At 60.1% G+C, this 15,398-nt stretch carries 16 protein-coding genes; 14 read left to right on the forward strand and 2 right to left on the reverse strand.

Going from position 1 to position 15,398, the window contains the following annotated elements:
* Positions 1-3 precede the first annotated feature (3 nt).
* From fdx to Q8O96_RS06905, 14 genes are all read left to right on the forward strand, one after another.
* Complete coding sequence (fdx, locus tag Q8O96_RS06840) at positions 4-345, forward strand: ISC system 2Fe-2S type ferredoxin (protein WP_025129554.1); 342 nt, start codon at positions 4-6, stop codon at positions 343-345.
* A 14-nt stretch (positions 346-359) separates the two neighbouring features.
* Positions 360-560: a Fe-S cluster assembly protein IscX gene (iscX, locus tag Q8O96_RS06845; RefSeq protein WP_102860397.1), complete on the forward strand. Its 201-nt coding sequence runs from the start codon at positions 360-362 to the stop codon at positions 558-560.
* A 94-nt stretch (positions 561-654) separates the two neighbouring features.
* The gene (gene ndk, locus Q8O96_RS06850) at positions 655-1,080 is read left to right on the forward strand and encodes a nucleoside-diphosphate kinase (RefSeq protein ID WP_025129556.1); all 426 of its coding nucleotides are present in this window, start codon (positions 655-657) and stop codon (positions 1,078-1,080) included.
* 28 nt (positions 1,081-1,108) lie between these two features.
* A complete protein-coding gene (gene rlmN, locus Q8O96_RS06855) occupies positions 1,109-2,257 on the forward strand; it encodes a 23S rRNA (adenine(2503)-C(2))-methyltransferase RlmN (protein WP_102860398.1) in 1,149 nt (382 codons plus the stop codon).
* 12 nt (positions 2,258-2,269) lie between these two features.
* Positions 2,270-3,028 carry a type IV pilus biogenesis/stability protein PilW gene (gene pilW / locus Q8O96_RS06860; RefSeq protein ID WP_102860399.1) on the forward strand — a complete coding sequence of 253 codons (759 nt, stop codon included), beginning with the start codon at positions 2,270-2,272 and terminating at the stop codon, positions 3,026-3,028.
* Complete coding sequence (locus Q8O96_RS06865) at positions 3,028-4,050, forward strand: RodZ family helix-turn-helix domain-containing protein (protein WP_207166488.1); 1,023 nt, start codon at positions 3,028-3,030, stop codon at positions 4,048-4,050. Before pilW ends, Q8O96_RS06865 begins: the two co-directional genes overlap by 1 nt.
* Before the next feature lie 3 nt (positions 4,051-4,053).
* Complete coding sequence (gene ispG / locus Q8O96_RS06870) at positions 4,054-5,163, forward strand: flavodoxin-dependent (E)-4-hydroxy-3-methylbut-2-enyl-diphosphate synthase (protein ID WP_016968333.1); 1,110 nt, start codon at positions 4,054-4,056, stop codon at positions 5,161-5,163.
* A 23-nt stretch (positions 5,164-5,186) separates the two neighbouring features.
* Positions 5,187-6,476: a histidine--tRNA ligase gene (hisS, locus tag Q8O96_RS06875; RefSeq protein ID WP_102860401.1), complete on the forward strand. Its 1,290-nt coding sequence runs from the start codon at positions 5,187-5,189 to the stop codon at positions 6,474-6,476.
* Positions 6,477-6,516: 40 nt separating this feature from the next.
* Positions 6,517-7,158, forward strand: coding sequence for a tetratricopeptide repeat protein (locus tag Q8O96_RS06880; RefSeq protein ID WP_102860402.1), 642 nt, complete (start codon positions 6,517-6,519; stop codon positions 7,156-7,158).
* Positions 7,151-8,302, forward strand: a complete 1,152-nt coding sequence (bamB, locus tag Q8O96_RS06885; protein WP_102860403.1) for an outer membrane protein assembly factor BamB — start codon at positions 7,151-7,153, stop codon at positions 8,300-8,302. Before Q8O96_RS06880 ends, bamB begins: the two co-directional genes overlap by 8 nt.
* A gap of 141 nt (positions 8,303-8,443) precedes the next feature.
* A complete protein-coding gene (gene der, locus Q8O96_RS06890; protein WP_011063203.1) occupies positions 8,444-9,916 on the forward strand; it encodes a ribosome biogenesis GTPase Der in 1,473 nt (490 codons plus the stop codon).
* Between the two features lie 120 nt (positions 9,917-10,036).
* Positions 10,037-11,185: a pyridoxal phosphate-dependent aminotransferase gene (locus Q8O96_RS06895; protein ID WP_305948586.1), complete on the forward strand. Its 1,149-nt coding sequence runs from the start codon at positions 10,037-10,039 to the stop codon at positions 11,183-11,185.
* Positions 11,173-11,964, forward strand: coding sequence for an amidohydrolase (locus Q8O96_RS06900; protein WP_305948587.1), 792 nt, complete (start codon positions 11,173-11,175; stop codon positions 11,962-11,964). Before Q8O96_RS06895 ends, Q8O96_RS06900 begins: the two co-directional genes overlap by 13 nt.
* A gap of 95 nt (positions 11,965-12,059) precedes the next feature.
* Positions 12,060-12,467, forward strand: a complete 408-nt coding sequence (locus tag Q8O96_RS06905; RefSeq protein ID WP_102860406.1) for a hypothetical protein — start codon at positions 12,060-12,062, stop codon at positions 12,465-12,467.
* A 71-nt stretch (positions 12,468-12,538) separates the two neighbouring features.
* On the opposite strand, the gene leuA is transcribed toward Q8O96_RS06905, so the two are convergent.
* Together leuA and Q8O96_RS06915 are read right to left on the reverse strand one after the other, a co-directional pair.
* Positions 12,539-14,218 (reverse strand): 2-isopropylmalate synthase, encoded by a 1,680-nt coding sequence (leuA, locus tag Q8O96_RS06910; protein WP_305948588.1) that lies wholly within the window; start codon positions 14,216-14,218, stop codon positions 12,539-12,541.
* 357 nt (positions 14,219-14,575) lie between these two features.
* Positions 14,576-15,397: a M23 family metallopeptidase gene (locus Q8O96_RS06915; protein WP_102860408.1), complete on the reverse strand. Its 822-nt coding sequence runs from the start codon at positions 15,395-15,397 to the stop codon at positions 14,576-14,578.
* Position 15,398 lies beyond the last annotated feature (1 nt).

Here is a 15,398-nt window from a genome sequence, read left to right on the forward strand (position 1 = left end):
CTGATGCCGCAGATCATTTTTCTGCCACACGCCGTGTTCTGCCCGGACGGTCTGGTTGTCGAGGTCGAGCCTGGTGTTTCGGTACTCGACGTGGCCCACGACAACCACATCGAGATCGAGAGCGCCTGCGGCGGCGTCTGCGCCTGCACTACCTGCCACTGCATCATTCGTGAAGGGTTTGACTCGCTGAACGAAGCCGACGAGCTGGAAGAAGACTTGCTGGACAAGGCCTGGGGCCTGGAAGCACAGTCGCGCCTGTCGTGCCAGGCCATCGTTGGCGATGAAGACCTGACCGTTGAAATTCCCAAGTACTCACTCAACCATGCCGCCGAAGCGCCGCACTGATTCAAGGAGTCGTCATGAGTCTGAAGTGGGTTGATGTACTGGAAATCGCGATCCAGCTGGCTGATTCCAAGCCGGATGTGGATCCGCGTTATGTGAACTTTGTCGACTTGCACCAATGGGTTCTGGCACTGCCAGAGTTCAGCGACGATCCGGCTCGCGGAGGCGAGAAGGTTCTTGAAGCAATTCAGGCCGCCTGGATCGACGAAGCGGACTGAATCCGCGGGCTACGCAGTTAGGCAATCCCTATAAACCCGCGTATAATTCGCGGGTTTAATTTTTCGCTTTAATCACCGTTTCTGGAGTTACACCATGGCTGTTCAACGTACTTTCTCCATCATCAAGCCTGACGCTGTTGCAAAAAACGTTATCGGCAAGATCGTTTCCCGTTTTGAAGAAGCCGGCCTGCGCGTTGTAGCTTCGAAAATGAAGCAACTGTCCAAGGCTGAAGCTGAAGGCTTCTACGCTGAGCACAGCGAGCGTGGCTTCTTCGGCGAACTGGTTGCCTTCATGACTTCCGGTCCAGTTGTTGTTCAGGTTCTGGAAGGCGAAAACGCCATTGCTCGCAACCGTGAGCTGATGGGCGCTACCAACCCTAAAGAAGCTGCTGCCGGCACCATCCGTGCTGACTTCGCCGAATCCATCGACGCCAACGCCGTTCACGGTTCGGACTCCGAAGCTGCCGCTGCTCGCGAAATCGCTTACTTCTTCGCAGCTACTGAAGTAACCGCTCGCTGAGTAAGGCTGGCGAGTGAGGGGTGAGACCATGACTACATCGATCGGCAAAACTAACCTGTTGGGGTTGACTCAACCGGAAATGGAGAAATTCTTCGACTCAATCGGGGAGAAGCGTTTCCGTGCCGGTCAGGTAATGAAATGGATTCACCACTTTGGCGTCGATGATTTCGACGCCATGACGAATGTCGGCAAGGCCTTGCGCGAGAAGCTCAAGGCCGTTGCCGAGATTCGCGGTCCGGAAGTGGTCAGCGAGGACATCTCCAGCGACGGCACCCGCAAATGGGTGGTGCGCGTGGCGTCCGGCAGCTGCGTCGAGACCGTGTACATTCCCCAGGGCAAGCGCGGCACTCTGTGCGTTTCGTCCCAGGCAGGCTGTGCCCTGGATTGCAGTTTCTGCTCCACCGGCAAGCAAGGCTTCAATAGCAACCTCACCGCCGCCGAAGTCATCGGCCAGGTGTGGATTGCCAACAAATCCTTTGGCAGCGTCCCGGCAACCGTCGACCGTGCCATCACCAACGTGGTGATGATGGGCATGGGTGAGCCGCTGCTGAACTTCGACAACGTCATCGCCGCCATGCACCTGATGATGGACGACCTGGGCTACGGCATTTCCAAGCGCCGTGTGACCCTGTCCACCTCCGGCGTGGTGCCGATGATCGATGAACTGGCCAAGCACATCGACGTGTCCCTGGCGTTGTCCCTGCACGCACCCAACGATGCGTTGCGCAACCAGTTGGTGCCGATCAACAAGAAGTACCCGCTGAAGATGCTCCTGGAGTCCTGCCAGCGCTACATGTCCTCCCTGGGCGAGAAGCGCGTGCTGACCATCGAGTACACCCTGCTCAAGGACGTCAACGACAAGCTGGAACACGCGGTTGAGATGATCGAGTTGCTCAAGGACATTCCTTGCAAGATCAACCTGATCCCGTTCAACCCGTTCCCTCATTCCGGTTACGAGCGTCCGAGCAACAACGCCATTCGTCGTTTCCAGGACCAACTGCATCATGCCGGTTTCAATGTCACCGTGCGTACGACTCGCGGTGAAGACATCGATGCCGCCTGCGGTCAGTTGGTCGGGCAGGTGCTGGACCGCACCCGCCGTAGCGAACGCTATATCGCCGTGCGTGAGCTGAGCGCCGACGCCGATATGCCGCAAAGCGCCGCGACCCGTACCTGAGAGAGGATCTCCATGACCCTGCGCTTCGCGCTGCTCCTGCTTGTTGCCAGTCTCTGTGCTGGCTGTGTTCTGTCGGGTGATTCCAGTCCGATGAACACCAGCAAGGGCCGTGATGAGGCGCGCGAGGCCTACGTACAGCTGGGCCTGGGGTATCTGCAGCAGGGGATGAGCGAAAGGGCCAAGGTGCCGTTGAAAAAGGCCCTGGAGCTGGCGCCTGCCGATGCTGATGCCAACGCCGCCCTGGCGCTGGTGTTCCAGGCCGAGATGGAGCCTGCGCTGGCCGATGAGCACTTTCGCCAAGCCCTGGCGGCCCGTCCGGACAGTGCGCGTATCCTCAACAACTACGGCAGCTTCCTGTTCGAAGAAAAACGTTACAAAGAGGCTTATCAGCGCTTCGAGCAGGCCGCTGCTGATACTCTGTACCCCGAGCGTTCCCGGGTGTTCGAAAACCTCGGTATGACCGCTTCCAAGCTGGGCCAGCGTGAGCTGGCCCAACTGCAACTGGAAAAAGCCCTGCGCCTGAATCACCAACAGCCCCGCGCATTGCTGGAAATGGCTGAGTTGTCTTACGAAGACAGGCATTATGTGCCCGCGCGCGACTATTACGATCGTTTTAGCCTGCTCGGCGAGCAAAATGCACGTAGTCTATTGCTCGGCGTTCGGCTGGCAACGGTGTTCGAAGATCGCGACAAGGCCGCCAGTTACGGCCTGCAACTAAAACGACTTTATCCCGGTACGCCGGAATATCAGCAATACCTGTCGGAGCAATGATGAAAGCGGCGCATCCCGAAGTTCAAGCAGTGACTCGCGTAAACCCCGGTGAGACCCTGCGTCAGGCCCGCGAAAGCAATGGTTGGTCGCTGGCTGAAGTGGCCCACAAGCTCAACCTCACCGTGAGCTCCCTGAGCAATCTGGAAGCCGGCGCGTTCGACAAACTGCCAGGGCATACCTTTGCTCGCGGCTATATCCGTGCCTACGCCAAATTGCTGGGCATGGACCAGGCCATCCTGGTACAGGAATTCGATCAATACACCGGTACCGACTCCCAAGGCAGCAGCGTTCATGCCCTGGGTCGTATCGAAGAGCCGGTACGGGTTTCCCACACCATCCTGCGCATCGTCAGCTTGCTGCTGTTGGTGGCCGTGGTGGGTGGCGGTTTCATCTGGTGGCAGGATCAGTCCTCCTTGCGCGGCAAGGAGCCGATCTCCTTGAGTCCCGAGCACGTTGAGGTTGAGGGGGCCGACGGCACCACGCAGATCCATCCAATCGACGAACCGGAAGACCAGGCCGTCGCCGAAGGTCAGAGCGAAGCCCAGGACAACGCCGCGCAAACTCAGAGCCTGGCTGCCGCTGAGGCGCCTGCCAACCCAGTGGCGCCTGCAACGTCGGCTCCGATTGCGACCCCTGCGACTCCGACCGCTCCTGCGCATGCTGCCCCGGCTGTTGCGCCGGTTGTCAGCGCACCTGCAGTTCAGGCGCCGGTTCCGCCTGTCGTACCCGCTACGCCAGCGAATCCTGCCACTGCAGCGGCGCCTACCTCTCCGGTTGCCGGGGCGGGCCAGGTGCAGATCCAGTTCAGTGCCGATTGCTGGGCCCAGGTCATCGATGGCAATGGCAAGATTCTGCTCAGTGCCCTGAAGCGCAAGGGTGAAACGGTCGATGTTAGCGGCAAGCCGCCTTTTGCCGTACGTCTGGGGTATGCCCGTGGCGCACAAATTTCTTACAACGGTCAGGCGGTGGATATCGCCCCGTTCACCAGTGGCGAGACCGCTCGCCTGAAGTTAGGTCAATAAGTCATGCACGGCGAATCTCCAATCAAACGTCGCGAGTCCCGCAAGATCTGGGTCGGCTCGGTACCGGTCGGTGGCGATGCCCCGATTGCGGTGCAGAGCATGACCAACAGCGACACCAACGACGTGGCCGCAACCGTCGCCCAGATCAACCGCCTTGAAGCTGCCGGTGTCGACATCGTGCGGGTCTCGGTGCCGGACATGGACGCCGCCGAAGCGTTCGGCCGCATCAAGCAGCAGGTCAAGGTGCCGCTGGTGGCCGACATTCACTTCGACTACAAGATCGCCCTGCGCGTAGCCGAGCTGGGTGTGGATTGCCTGCGGATCAACCCCGGCAACATCGGTCGCGAAGACCGGGTGCGTGCGGTGGTGGATGCCGCCCGTGACCGCGGAATTCCGATCCGTATCGGGGTCAACGCCGGCTCCCTGGAAAAAGATCTGCAGAAAAAGTACGGCGAACCGACTCCAGCAGCGCTGGTTGAGTCGGCACTGCGCCACGTCGAGCACCTTGAGCGCCTGAATTTCCAGGACTTCAAGGTCAGCGTGAAGGCGTCCGACGTGTTTATGGCCGTCGAAGCCTATCGCTTGCTGGCCAAGGAAATCATCCAGCCTCTGCACCTGGGGATCACCGAAGCCGGCGGATTGCGTTCAGGCACGGTGAAATCCGCCGTCGGCCTCGGTATGCTGCTGGCCGAAGGCATTGGCGATACCATTCGCATCTCGTTGGCGGCCGACCCGGTCGAGGAAGTGAAGGTCGGCTACGACATTCTCAAGTCCCTGCACCTGCGTTCCCGTGGCATCAACTTCATCGCTTGCCCGAGCTGCTCGCGGCAGAATTTCGATGTGGTGAAAACCATGAACGAACTGGAAGGGCGCCTGGAAGACTTGCTGGTGCCGTTGGATGTCGCAGTGATCGGTTGTGTGGTCAACGGCCCGGGTGAAGCCAAAGAGGCGCATATCGGCCTGACCGGTGGTACGCCGAATCTGATCTACATCGACGGCAAGCCTGCGCAGAAACTGACCAATGACAATCTGGTGGACGAGCTTGAAAAGCTGATCCGGCAGAAGGCGGCCGAAAAGGTCGAAGCCGACGCAGCGCTTATCGCTCGCGGCTAACCGAACGTATTTAAGGATTTTTTGTGAGCAAGTCTCTGCAAGCCATTCGTGGCATGAATGACATCCTGCCCGAGCAGACCCCCCTGTGGCGTTATTTCGAGGGCACTGTGGCGCGTCTGCTGGATAACTACGGTTACAAGCAGATCCGCATGCCGATCGTCGAGTTCACCGAGCTGTTCAAGCGCTCCATTGGCGAAGTGACCGACATCGTCGAAAAAGAGATGTACACCTTCGAAGACCGCAACGGTGATTCCCTGACCCTGCGTCCGGAAGGCACTGCGGCGTGCGTCCGCGCTGTACTCGAGCACGGCATCACTGGCGGTGGCCAGGTGCAGAAGCTCTGGTACATCGGCCCGATGTTCCGTCACGAGCGCCCTCAGAAAGGCCGTTATCGCCAGTTCCACCAGATTGGTTGCGAGGTTTTCAACCTCGACGGTCCGGACATTGATGCTGAACTGATCGTGCTGACCTGGCGCCTGTGGGGCGAGCTGGGCATCCGTGATGCGGTCAAGCTCGAACTCAACAGCCTGGGCACTGCTGAGGCCCGCGCACGTTATCGCGACGCGCTGGTGGCGTTCCTGTCGGCGCGCATGGACAAGCTGGACGAAGACAGTCAGCGTCGCCTGAAGACCAATCCTCTGCGCGTGCTCGATACCAAGAATCCGGACACTCAAGCCGTACTGGTGGACGCGCCCAAGCTGGCCGACTACCTGGATGAAGAGTCCCGTGTGCACTTCGAGGGGCTCAAGGCCCGTCTGGACGCCGCGGGTATCCCTTATGTGATCAACCCGAAGCTGGTGCGCGGGCTGGATTACTACAGCAAGACCGTTTTCGAATGGGTCACCGACAAACTCGGCGCCCAGGGTACTGTGTGTGCCGGCGGCCGTTACGACGGTCTGGTCGAGCAAATGGGTGGCAAACCTACACCGGGTGTTGGCTTCGCCATGGGGATCGAACGCCTGGTGCTGCTGCTGGAAACCCTGGAGCAGATCCCGCAAGAAATCTCGCGCCAGGTCGACGTTTACCTCTGCGCCTTCGGGGAGGCTGCCGAACTGGCCGCACTGGCGCTGAGTGAGCGCGTTCGAGACCAATTGCCGAACCTGCGTCTGCAGATCAATGCCGGTGCCGGCAGCTTCAAGAGCCAATTCAAGAAGGCCGACAAGAGCGGTGCGCTGTACGCGCTGATCCTTGGTGACGACGAACTGGCCCAGCAAGTGGTAGGTTTCAAACCCCTGCGTGGCCAGGGTGAACAACAAAGCATTGCCTGGGATGCGCTCGCCGCGCACCTGGCCACCTGCATCGTGCAGGGTTGAAGCTGTCAAACAGCCGATTTAGCGAATAAGGAGTATTGGGGTGTCGAGTACCGAAGATGAACAGCTGGCGGAATTGAAAGACTGGTGGCAGCGCAACGGCAAACCCCTGGTGACTGGCGGCCTGCTGGCCTTGGTTATCGTGTTCGGCTGGCAGGCCTGGCACAAGTATCAGAACAATCAGTCGCAAGGTGCTTCGGTGCTCTATCAGCAACTGCTGGAAACCACCCTGACGCCAGATGGCAAGCCTGACGCCGCCCGGGTTGCAGACCTGGCCGGCAAGCTCAACAGCGAGTTCGGCGGTACTGCCTACGCGCAATACGGCAACCTGTTCGTGGCCAAGGTAGCCGTGGACACCGGCAAGCTGGACGACGCAGCGGCGCAGCTCAAAGCAGTGCTTGACAAGCCGGCGAGCCCGGCTCTGGGTGAAGTGGCGCGCCAGCGTCTGGCCCAGGTGCTGGCGGCGCAGAACAAGGCTGACGAGGCCTTGAAGCTGCTCGAGGGTGATGCCGACAAGGCGTTCCTGGCGACTCGCGAAGAACTCAAGGGTGATCTGCTGGTCCAGTTGGGCCGTGTGGATGAGGCCCATGCGGCATACCAAAAAGCCAAGGCAGCGCTCTCGGATGAAGCGGCGGTCGGTGGCTTACAAATCAAGCTGGACGACCTGGCCAAAGGGGATGCATGACGTGATCCGTTGGAAACATGCAGCATTGCTGGCTCTGGCCTTGTTGGCCGCGGGTTGCAGCAGCAACAGCAAGAAAGAACTGCCGCCGGCTGAGCTGGTCGACTTCAAAGAAGAAGTGGTCCTGCAGAAGCAGTGGAGCCGTTCGATCGGTGACGGTCAGGGCGAAACCTACAACATGCTGGTGCCGGCGATCGATGGTGACACCATCTATGCCGCCGACGTCACTGGCGTTGTGGTTTCCATGGATCGCATGAATGGCGACGTCAAATGGAAGAAGGATCTCGAACTGCCTGTTTCCGGCGCCGTCGGAGTGGGTTACGGCCTGGTCATGATCGGCACTCTGAAAGGCGAAGTGGTTGCCCTGGATGCTTCCAGCGGTGAAGAGAAGTGGCGCTCCCGGGTCACCAGTGAAGTGCTGGCTCCGCCGGCGACCAACGGTGACGTGGTCGTGGTCCAGACTCAGGATGACCGGGTGATTGGCCTCGATGCCAGCACCGGCAACCAGCTCTGGCTCTACGACAGCACTCCAGCGGTACTGACCCTGCGGGGCACGAGTGCGCCGTTGGCCACCAACCGTCTGGCCCTGGCCGGTCTCTCCACTGGCAAGGTGGTGGCGCTGGATATCCGCAACGGCGTGCCGGTGTGGGAGCAGCGTGTCGCTATTCCACAAGGCCGTTCCGAGCTGGATCGGGTAGTGGACATCGACGGCGGCTTGCTGCTGTCCGGCGGTACCCTGTACGTCGCCAGCTATCAGGGACGTGTGGTTGCCCTGGACCTGGAGAGCGGTCGTCCGCTGTGGCAGCGTGACGCTTCCAGCTATGCCGGTGTGGCGCAAGGTTTTGGCAGCGTCTATGTCAGCCTGTCGTCGGGCACCGTGGAAGGCGTGGACGAGCGTTCGACTACGGCCCTGTGGAGCAACGACTCCCTGGCCCGTCGTCAACTGTCGGCCCCGGAAGTCTTCTCCAGCTACGTAGCGGTGGGCGACCTGGAAGGTTACCTGCACCTGCTGAGTCAGGTGGACGGTCGTTTCGTCGGCCGTACCCGCATCGATAGCGATGGCCTGCGCGCTCGTCCGCTGGTGGTGGGCGACATGATTTATGTGTATGGCAACAGCGGCAAACTGGAAGCCCTGACCATCAAGTAATGGTTTGACTATGCTTGGGGTTGATTCCCCAAGCGGCCTTGTCTCGACAAGGTTCGCAGCACTTCAAGGTGCTGCCCCGAGCACCAGCCGCTGCCTCGCAGCGGCTTTTGTATTTTCGCAATTAACGCAGTGGAGAGCCGCATGGTTCCCGTAATCGCCCTGGTGGGCCGACCTAACGTCGGCAAGTCCACCTTGTTCAACCGCCTGACTCGGACTCGCGACGCCATTGTTGGCGACCTGTCCGGTCTGACCCGTGATCGCCAATACGGTGAGGCCAAGTGGCAAGGGCGTACCTATATTCTGATCGACACCGGTGGTATTTCCGGTGACGAACATGGCATGGATGAAAAGATGGCCGAGCAGTCGCTGCTGGCCATCGAAGAAGCTGATGTGGTGTTGTTCCTGGTGGACGCCAAGGCCGGGTTTACCGCGGCCGACCAGATGATTGGCGAACACCTGCGCAAACGTAACAAGACCTCCTATGTGATCGCCAACAAGGTCGACAACATCGACCCGGACATGGCCCGCGCCGAGTTCGCGCCACTGGGTATGGGCGACGCGATTCCAATCGCTGGTGCTCATGGCCGCGGCATCACCCAGATGCTGGAAATCGCCCTGAGCGAGTTCCCCAAGGATGACGCCGACGAGCCGGAAGAAGGCGAGGAAGAGATCGTCGCGGAAGGCGAGGAAGCCAAGCGCATTCCTGGTCCGAGCGAGAAAGACGGGATCAAGATCGCCATCATCGGCCGCCCCAACGTGGGTAAATCCACGTTGGTCAACCGCATGCTCGGTGAAGACCGGGTCATCGTCTACGACCAGCCCGGCACCACCCGCGACAGTATCTACATCCCGTTCGAGCGTAACGACGAGAAGTACACGCTGATCGACACCGCCGGTGTGCGCAAGCGCGGCAAGATCCACGAGGAAGTTGAAAAGTTCTCGGTGGTCAAAACCCTGCAAGCGATCAAAGACGCCAACGTGGTGATCTTTGTCATGGACGCCCGGGAAGGGGTGGTGGACCACGACTTGAACCTGCTGGGCTTCGCCCTGGAAGCCGGTCGGGCCCTGGTGATCGCCCTGAACAAGTGGGACGGCATGCAGCCAAGCGAGCGCGACTATGTGAAGACCGAGCTGCAGCGTCGATTGTTCTTCGTCGACTTCGCCGATATCCACTTCATCTCGGCACTGCACGGCACGGGCGTGGGCAACCTCTACCAGTCGGTGCAGAACTCGTTCAAGTCGGCGGTGACCCGCTGGCCGACCAGCCGCCTGACCCAGATTCTCGAAGACGCCGTTGGCGAGCATGCGCCGCCCATGGTCAACAACCGTCGGATCAAGTTGCGCTACGCCCACTTGGGCGGTGCCAACCCGCCGCTGATCGTGATTCACGGCAACCAGGTGGAGAAGGTACCCAAGTCCTACGTGCGTTACCTGGAAAACACCTACCGTCGGGTGCTGAAGCTGGTGGGCACGCCGATCCGTATCGAGTTCAAAGGTGGCGAGAACCCATACGAAGGCAACAAGAACACGCTGACCGACCGCCAGGTCAACAAGAAGCGTCGCTTGATGTCGCACCACAAGAAGGCCGACAAGAAGCGCCGCGACAAGCGCTGAGCGACCGGGATTTGTGTGGGTAAGAGGGCGCTTTATGCGCCCTTTTTCATGCCCGGTGTTTGGGCTATTCTCGGGACCTCCCGCGCCGTCGTAGAGCCGGGTGTTCAGCAGGGAATCCTCATGATCACCAGTAAGCTGCCGAATGTCGGCACCACCATCTTCACGCAGATGTCCCAGCTCGCGGTTGAAACCGGAGCGCTCAATCTGTCTCAGGGCTTCCCTGATTTCGAGGGTCCCCAAGCCTTGCGTGACGCTGTTGGACGGCATATCGCCAATGGCCACAACCAATACGCCCCCATGACCGGATTGCCGGCCTTGCGCCAACAGGTGGCGGCTAAAATCGCTCGCAGCTATGGCGTCGAGGTCAATGCCGACAGCGAAGTGACCATCACCCCGGGCGCCACCCAGGCCATTTTCTGTGCCATCCAGGCGGTGATTCAGCGCGGTGACGAGGTCATCGTTTTCGATCCCTGTTACGACAGTTATGAGCCGGCAGTGGAACTGGCCGGCGGCCGTTGTGTGCATGTGCAACTGGGCCTTGATGACTTTGCCATCGACTGGCAGAAACTTGGCGAAGCCCTGAGTCCGCGTACACGGATGATCATTCTCAACACGCCGCACAACCCCAGTGGAGCCTTGATCAGCCGTGCCGAACTGGATCAACTGGCAGCGCTGATCCGTGATCGCGACATCTACCTGGTCAGCGATGAGGTTTATGAGCATCTGGTGTTTGACGGTGTCCCCCATGTCAGCGTTTTGGCCCACGAGGAGCTGTATCCGCGGGCTTTCGTCGTCAGCTCCTTCGGCAAGACCTATCACGTGACCGGCTGGAAGACCGGTTATGTCGTAGCGCCACCGGCCTTGAGCGCCGAGCTGCGCAAGGTGCATCAATATGTCAGCTTCTGCGGCGTGACCCCTTTGCAGTACGCTCTGGCGGACTTCATGGCCGAATGCCCGGAACATGTCGAGCAGCTACCGGCCTTCTACCAGGCCAAGCGTGATCTGTTCTGCGACTTGCTGAGCCCTTCGCGCTTCAGCTTTAACCGGGTGGCCGGCTCCTACTTTCAACTGGTGGACTATTCGCAGATTCGTCCAGACTTGAATGACGTCGACATGGCAACCTGGATGACCCGCGAACACGGCGTGGCAGCCATTCCGGTGTCGGTGTTCTATCAGCAACCGCCCCAGGGGCAGCGTCTGGTACGTCTGTGTTTTGCCAAGCGCGAGGAGACGCTGCGTCAGGCAGCGGAGAAACTATGCGTGATCTGAGTGCGTTACCCGATCTGAATCTGGCATTGATCCAGACCACCCTGGCCTGGCATGACCGCCAGGCCAACTTCGAGCATTTCGAGCAGTTGCTGGAGCAGGCCCGCGGTGCGGATCTGATCATCCTCCCGGAAATGTTCACCACCGGATTCTCCATGGAATCCAGCACCTTGGCGGAGGCGGAGAACGGTCCCACCAGCAAGTGGCTGCGCTGTCAGGCGAAGAGGCTCGATGCGGTGATCACGGGGAGCGTCATCATCCAGGCGGCGGACGGCAGCCATCGCAACCGCCTGTTGTGGGCGCGTCCCGACGGTGAAGTCTGGCATTACGACAAGCGCCACCTGTTCCGCATGGCCGGCGAGCACAATCACTTCACCCCAGGTGAGCGCCAGGTACAGTTCGAACTCAAGGGGTGGCGGATTCGTCCGCTGATCTGCTACGACCTGCGTTTTCCGGTGTGGAGCCGCGATGCCCAGGACACTGATCTGCTGCTGTACACCGCCAACTGGCCCGGGGCTCGGCGGCTGCACTGGAACCGCTTGTTGCCGGCCCGAGCCATTGAAAACCTGTGTTATGTCGCTGCGGTGAACCGGGTAGGCACCGACGGCAAGGGCTTTGCGTATACCGGTGACAGCCAGGTGTTGGACTACCAGGGCGAGACCCTGCTCAGTGCCGGTGAGGCGGATGGGGTGTTCCAGGTACGTTTGAACGCCGGCGAGTTGGCGGCCTATCGAGCACGCTTTCCCGCGAATCTCGACGCCGATACCTTCATGTTCACCTAGAAGGATTGGGCGCGGCAGCACACTTTTTTACAGGTTGCCGATATCAAGCTTCAGGGATGAAAGCCGATAGGACGGACATTCAGGAGGAATCACTCATGACCACCATCAATGCCAATGTCGTCAATCCTTACCCGCTGTCCGCGCCGAAAGCCAAGATGGGGGAAGCCGAAGACACCAGCACCAGCCCGCTGGCGCCAGTGGCTGAAAACAAGGACGCCGAAGACCAGGAGCTGCGAGTCAACTCTGCGGATGCCAGTATCGATGCGGTGAAAGGCGGAGGCGATCCGGTCAAGCAGTTGCAGAAGCAGATCGAACAGACCCAGAAGATACTGGCACAGCAACAGGCGCAATTGGCCAGTGTCGAGAAGGGGCAGGCCAGCGATGAGCAGAAAGTCCAGCAAGTGATGGAGATCCAGACCCAGATCGCCGTAACCAACAGCACCTTGCAAGTGTTGCAGGCAGCCTTGTTGCAGGCCATGTTCAGCGTCGATGTGCATGCCTGAGTTAGCTCAAGGCCAGATACAAAAAGGCCCCGAGGAGCAGAACTCCCCGGGGCCTTTTTTATCAGGGCTGCTTAAGCGGCCTTGGCTTCCTGCTCGCTCAGGGAGCGGTTCAGGGCACTGAACAGCGCCTTGAAGCTGGCAGTGGTGATGTTTTCGTCGATACCAACACCGTGGACCGCACGTTCACCGTTGACCCGCAGTTCGATGTAGGCCGCCGCCTTGGCGTTGGTGCCCGCACCAATGGCGTGTTCGTTGTAGTCCATGATCTCTACAGGAATCGGCAGACCGGCCACCAGGGCTTCCAGGGCGCCATTGCCCTTGCCGCGCCAGCTCAGGTTGGTTTCGCCCTGGCCCTTGCTCGACACTTCCACTTCCACGGCGCTGTGGCCGTTTTCTTCCTGCAGGCGATGGCTGACCAGCGCGTACGGAGTGTTGGCCTGCAAGTACTCGCTGTGCAACAGCGCGTGGATTTGCTGGGCGGTCATCTCCAGACCCAGGCGGTCGGTTTCACGTTGCACCACCTGGCTGAACTCGATCTGCATGCGGCGCGGCAAGCTGATGCCGTATTCCTGTTCCAGCAGGTAGGCGATACCGCCTTTGCCCGACTGACTGTTGACGCGGATGACCGCCTCGTAGCTGCGACCGATGTCGGCCGGGTCGATCGGCAAGTACGGCACTTCCCACAAGCCGTCGGCTTTCTGCTGGGCGAAGCCCTTGCGGATCGCGTCCTGGTGGGAGCCGGAGAAGGCGGTGTGGACCAGGTCACCGACATATGGGTGACGTGGGTGCACGGCAATCTGGTTGCACTCTTCCACCACTTTGCGCACGCCGTCGATATCGGAAAAGTCCAGCTCCGGATCGACGCCCTGGGTATAGAGGTTCAAGGCCACGGTGACCAGGTCGACGTTGCCGGTACGTTCGCCGTTGCCGAACAGGCAGCCTTCGACACGGTCGGCGCCCGCCATCAGGCCCAACTCGGTGGCGGCTACGCCAGTGCCACGGTCGTTGTGGGTGTGCAGGCTGATGAGCACGCTGTCACGACGGTTGATGTGGCGGCAGAACCACTCGATCTGGTCGGCATAGATATTGGGTGTCGCCACTTCAACGGTGGCCGGCAGGTTGAGGATCACCTTGTTGGTCGGCGTCGCGTTCCAGACTTCCACCACGGCGTCGCAGACTTCCTTGGCGAACTCCAGTTCGGTGGCGCTGAAGGTTTCTGGGGAGTATTCGAACTGCCATTGGGTTTCCGGCTGCTGGGCGGCGTATTTGACGAACAGCTTGGCCGCGTTCACCGCGATTTCTTTCACGCCGGCCTTGTCCTGGTTGAAGACAATGCGGCGGAACGAAGGGCTGGTGGCGTTGTACAGGTGGACGATGGCTTTCTTGGCACCACGCAAGGATTCGAAGGTGCGGGCGATCAGGTCTTCACGGGCCTGGGTCAGCACCTGGATGGTGGTGTCGTCCGGGATGTGGCCGCCTTCGATCAGGGTGCGCACGAAGTCGAAGTCGGTTTGCGAGGCGGCAGGGAACGAAGCCTCGATCTCTTTTACGCCAACGGCCACCAGGGTCTTCCAGAAACGCAGCTTCTTGACCGCATCCATCGGCTCGATCAGCGACTGGTTGCCATCACGCAAGTCCGAGCTGCACCAGATCGGCGCGCGGGTGATGGTTTTCGACGGCCAGGTGCGGTCCGGCAAGTTGATGGTCGGGAACGCGCGGTACTTGTAGGAGGGGTCTTTGAGCATGGTCATGGAGAAATCCTTATGGTCCGGGCCGAAAAGAGGCGGCCTACCGGTGAGTCAAGAGTGCAGTGTTGACGCAGGGGGATGAGGCACCGCGATTCAGCCTGGCAGTCGTGCGCTGACGAGGCAGAGGCTCCGGTGTTGACGACGCTGAATGAGGGTGTGAGAGGTTTTCATGTGCTCAACCCTAACCACTGAGGTGAGAGATGGCAAGCAGTCGAAAAAAATTGAGAGGAATACTCGAAATCGAATCTATATCGAGATTTTATGCTGCCTATTCTTTGAAAGAATACTAACGATTGCGCAGTCGTGATGGGCTGCGCAATTCTCAGGGGAGGCCGGCTTGCCGGCGACGAGGGCTCGGGATCAGGGCTGAAACGCCCCGATGAAGATTGCCGGATCGACCCGGGCATCGTTCAGGCTGATATTCCAGTGCATGTGTGGGCCGGTAGCGCGTCCGGTCGCCCCCACCTTGCCGACGACTGCCCCGCGAGCCAGGGACTGACCCACCTTCACGTCAATCTTCGACATGTGGCAGAACATGCTGATAAAGCCCTGGCCGTGGTCGACGAACACCGTGTTGCCATTGAAAAAGTAGTTGCCGGTCAGGATCACCTTGCCGGCAGCCGGAGTCTTGATCGGTGTGCCTGCCGGCACTGCGAAGTCCAGGCCGGCGTGGGGATTGCGCTCCTCGCCGTTGAAGAACCGGCGCACTCCGAACTTGCTCGACAGCGGCCCGTTCACTGGCTTGTCCAGCAGCAGGTTGCTCGGGGTGTTGGGGCTGAAACTGCGATAGGCACGGAGTTGCTCTGCCAGTTCTCCATCGATGCGTTTCAGGTCTGCCGGGTTTGGATTGACCTGGCGCTGGTTCTTCAGGGTGATGTGCTGCTCGGGGTATTTTTTACTGCCCACCACGAAGTTCAGGCTGCGGTTGCCGGCGCTGATCTGCTGGGTGCCTGGCTTGACCGTCAACGGGATACCGACAATGGCCAGCCAGTTGTTCTGCTCCTTCACCACCAGCACGGGTTTACCCTGGTAGCTGACCTTGGGCGCCTGGGCTGCGCTGCCCAGGTCCACCACCGCCACGCCACCAGGCACGGGTTTGTTCAACAGGCGAGTGATGTAGCTGTCGGCGTTGGCGTTGAAGGCCAGGCACAGCAACAGCAGGGAAGTGAGAAAGCGCGGCATG

The organism is Pseudomonas sp. LPH60 (genome assembly GCF_030718165.1).
Classification (GTDB): domain Bacteria; phylum Pseudomonadota; class Gammaproteobacteria; order Pseudomonadales; family Pseudomonadaceae; genus Aquipseudomonas; species Aquipseudomonas danubii.

Bases quoted from the DNA above. Each gene is read 5' to 3' on its own strand.
- fdx (WP_025129554.1), top strand. From the start codon at position 4: ATGCCGCAGATCATTTTTCTGCCACACGCCGTGTTCTGCCCGGACGGT.
- iscX (WP_102860397.1), top strand. From the start codon at position 360: ATGAGTCTGAAGTGGGTTGATGTACTGGAAATCGCGATCCAGCTGGCT.
- ndk (WP_025129556.1), top strand. From the start codon at position 655: ATGGCTGTTCAACGTACTTTCTCCATCATCAAGCCTGACGCTGTTGCA.
- rlmN (WP_102860398.1), top strand. From the start codon at position 1,109: ATGACTACATCGATCGGCAAAACTAACCTGTTGGGGTTGACTCAACCG.
- pilW (WP_102860399.1), top strand. From the start codon at position 2,270: ATGACCCTGCGCTTCGCGCTGCTCCTGCTTGTTGCCAGTCTCTGTGCT.
- Q8O96_RS06865 (WP_207166488.1), top strand. From the start codon at position 3,028: ATGAAAGCGGCGCATCCCGAAGTTCAAGCAGTGACTCGCGTAAACCCC.
- ispG (WP_016968333.1), top strand. From the start codon at position 4,054: ATGCACGGCGAATCTCCAATCAAACGTCGCGAGTCCCGCAAGATCTGG.
- bamB (WP_102860403.1), top strand. From the start codon at position 7,151: ATGCATGACGTGATCCGTTGGAAACATGCAGCATTGCTGGCTCTGGCC.
- der (WP_011063203.1), top strand. From the start codon at position 8,444: ATGGTTCCCGTAATCGCCCTGGTGGGCCGACCTAACGTCGGCAAGTCC.
- Q8O96_RS06895 (WP_305948586.1), top strand. From the start codon at position 10,037: ATGATCACCAGTAAGCTGCCGAATGTCGGCACCACCATCTTCACGCAG.
- Q8O96_RS06900 (WP_305948587.1), top strand. From the start codon at position 11,173: ATGCGTGATCTGAGTGCGTTACCCGATCTGAATCTGGCATTGATCCAG.
- Q8O96_RS06905 (WP_102860406.1), top strand. From the start codon at position 12,060: ATGACCACCATCAATGCCAATGTCGTCAATCCTTACCCGCTGTCCGCG.
- leuA (WP_305948588.1), bottom strand. From the start codon at position 14,218: ATGACCATGCTCAAAGACCCCTCCTACAAGTACCGCGCGTTCCCGACC.
- Q8O96_RS06915 (WP_102860408.1), bottom strand. From the start codon at position 15,397: ATGCCGCGCTTTCTCACTTCCCTGCTGTTGCTGTGCCTGGCCTTCAAC.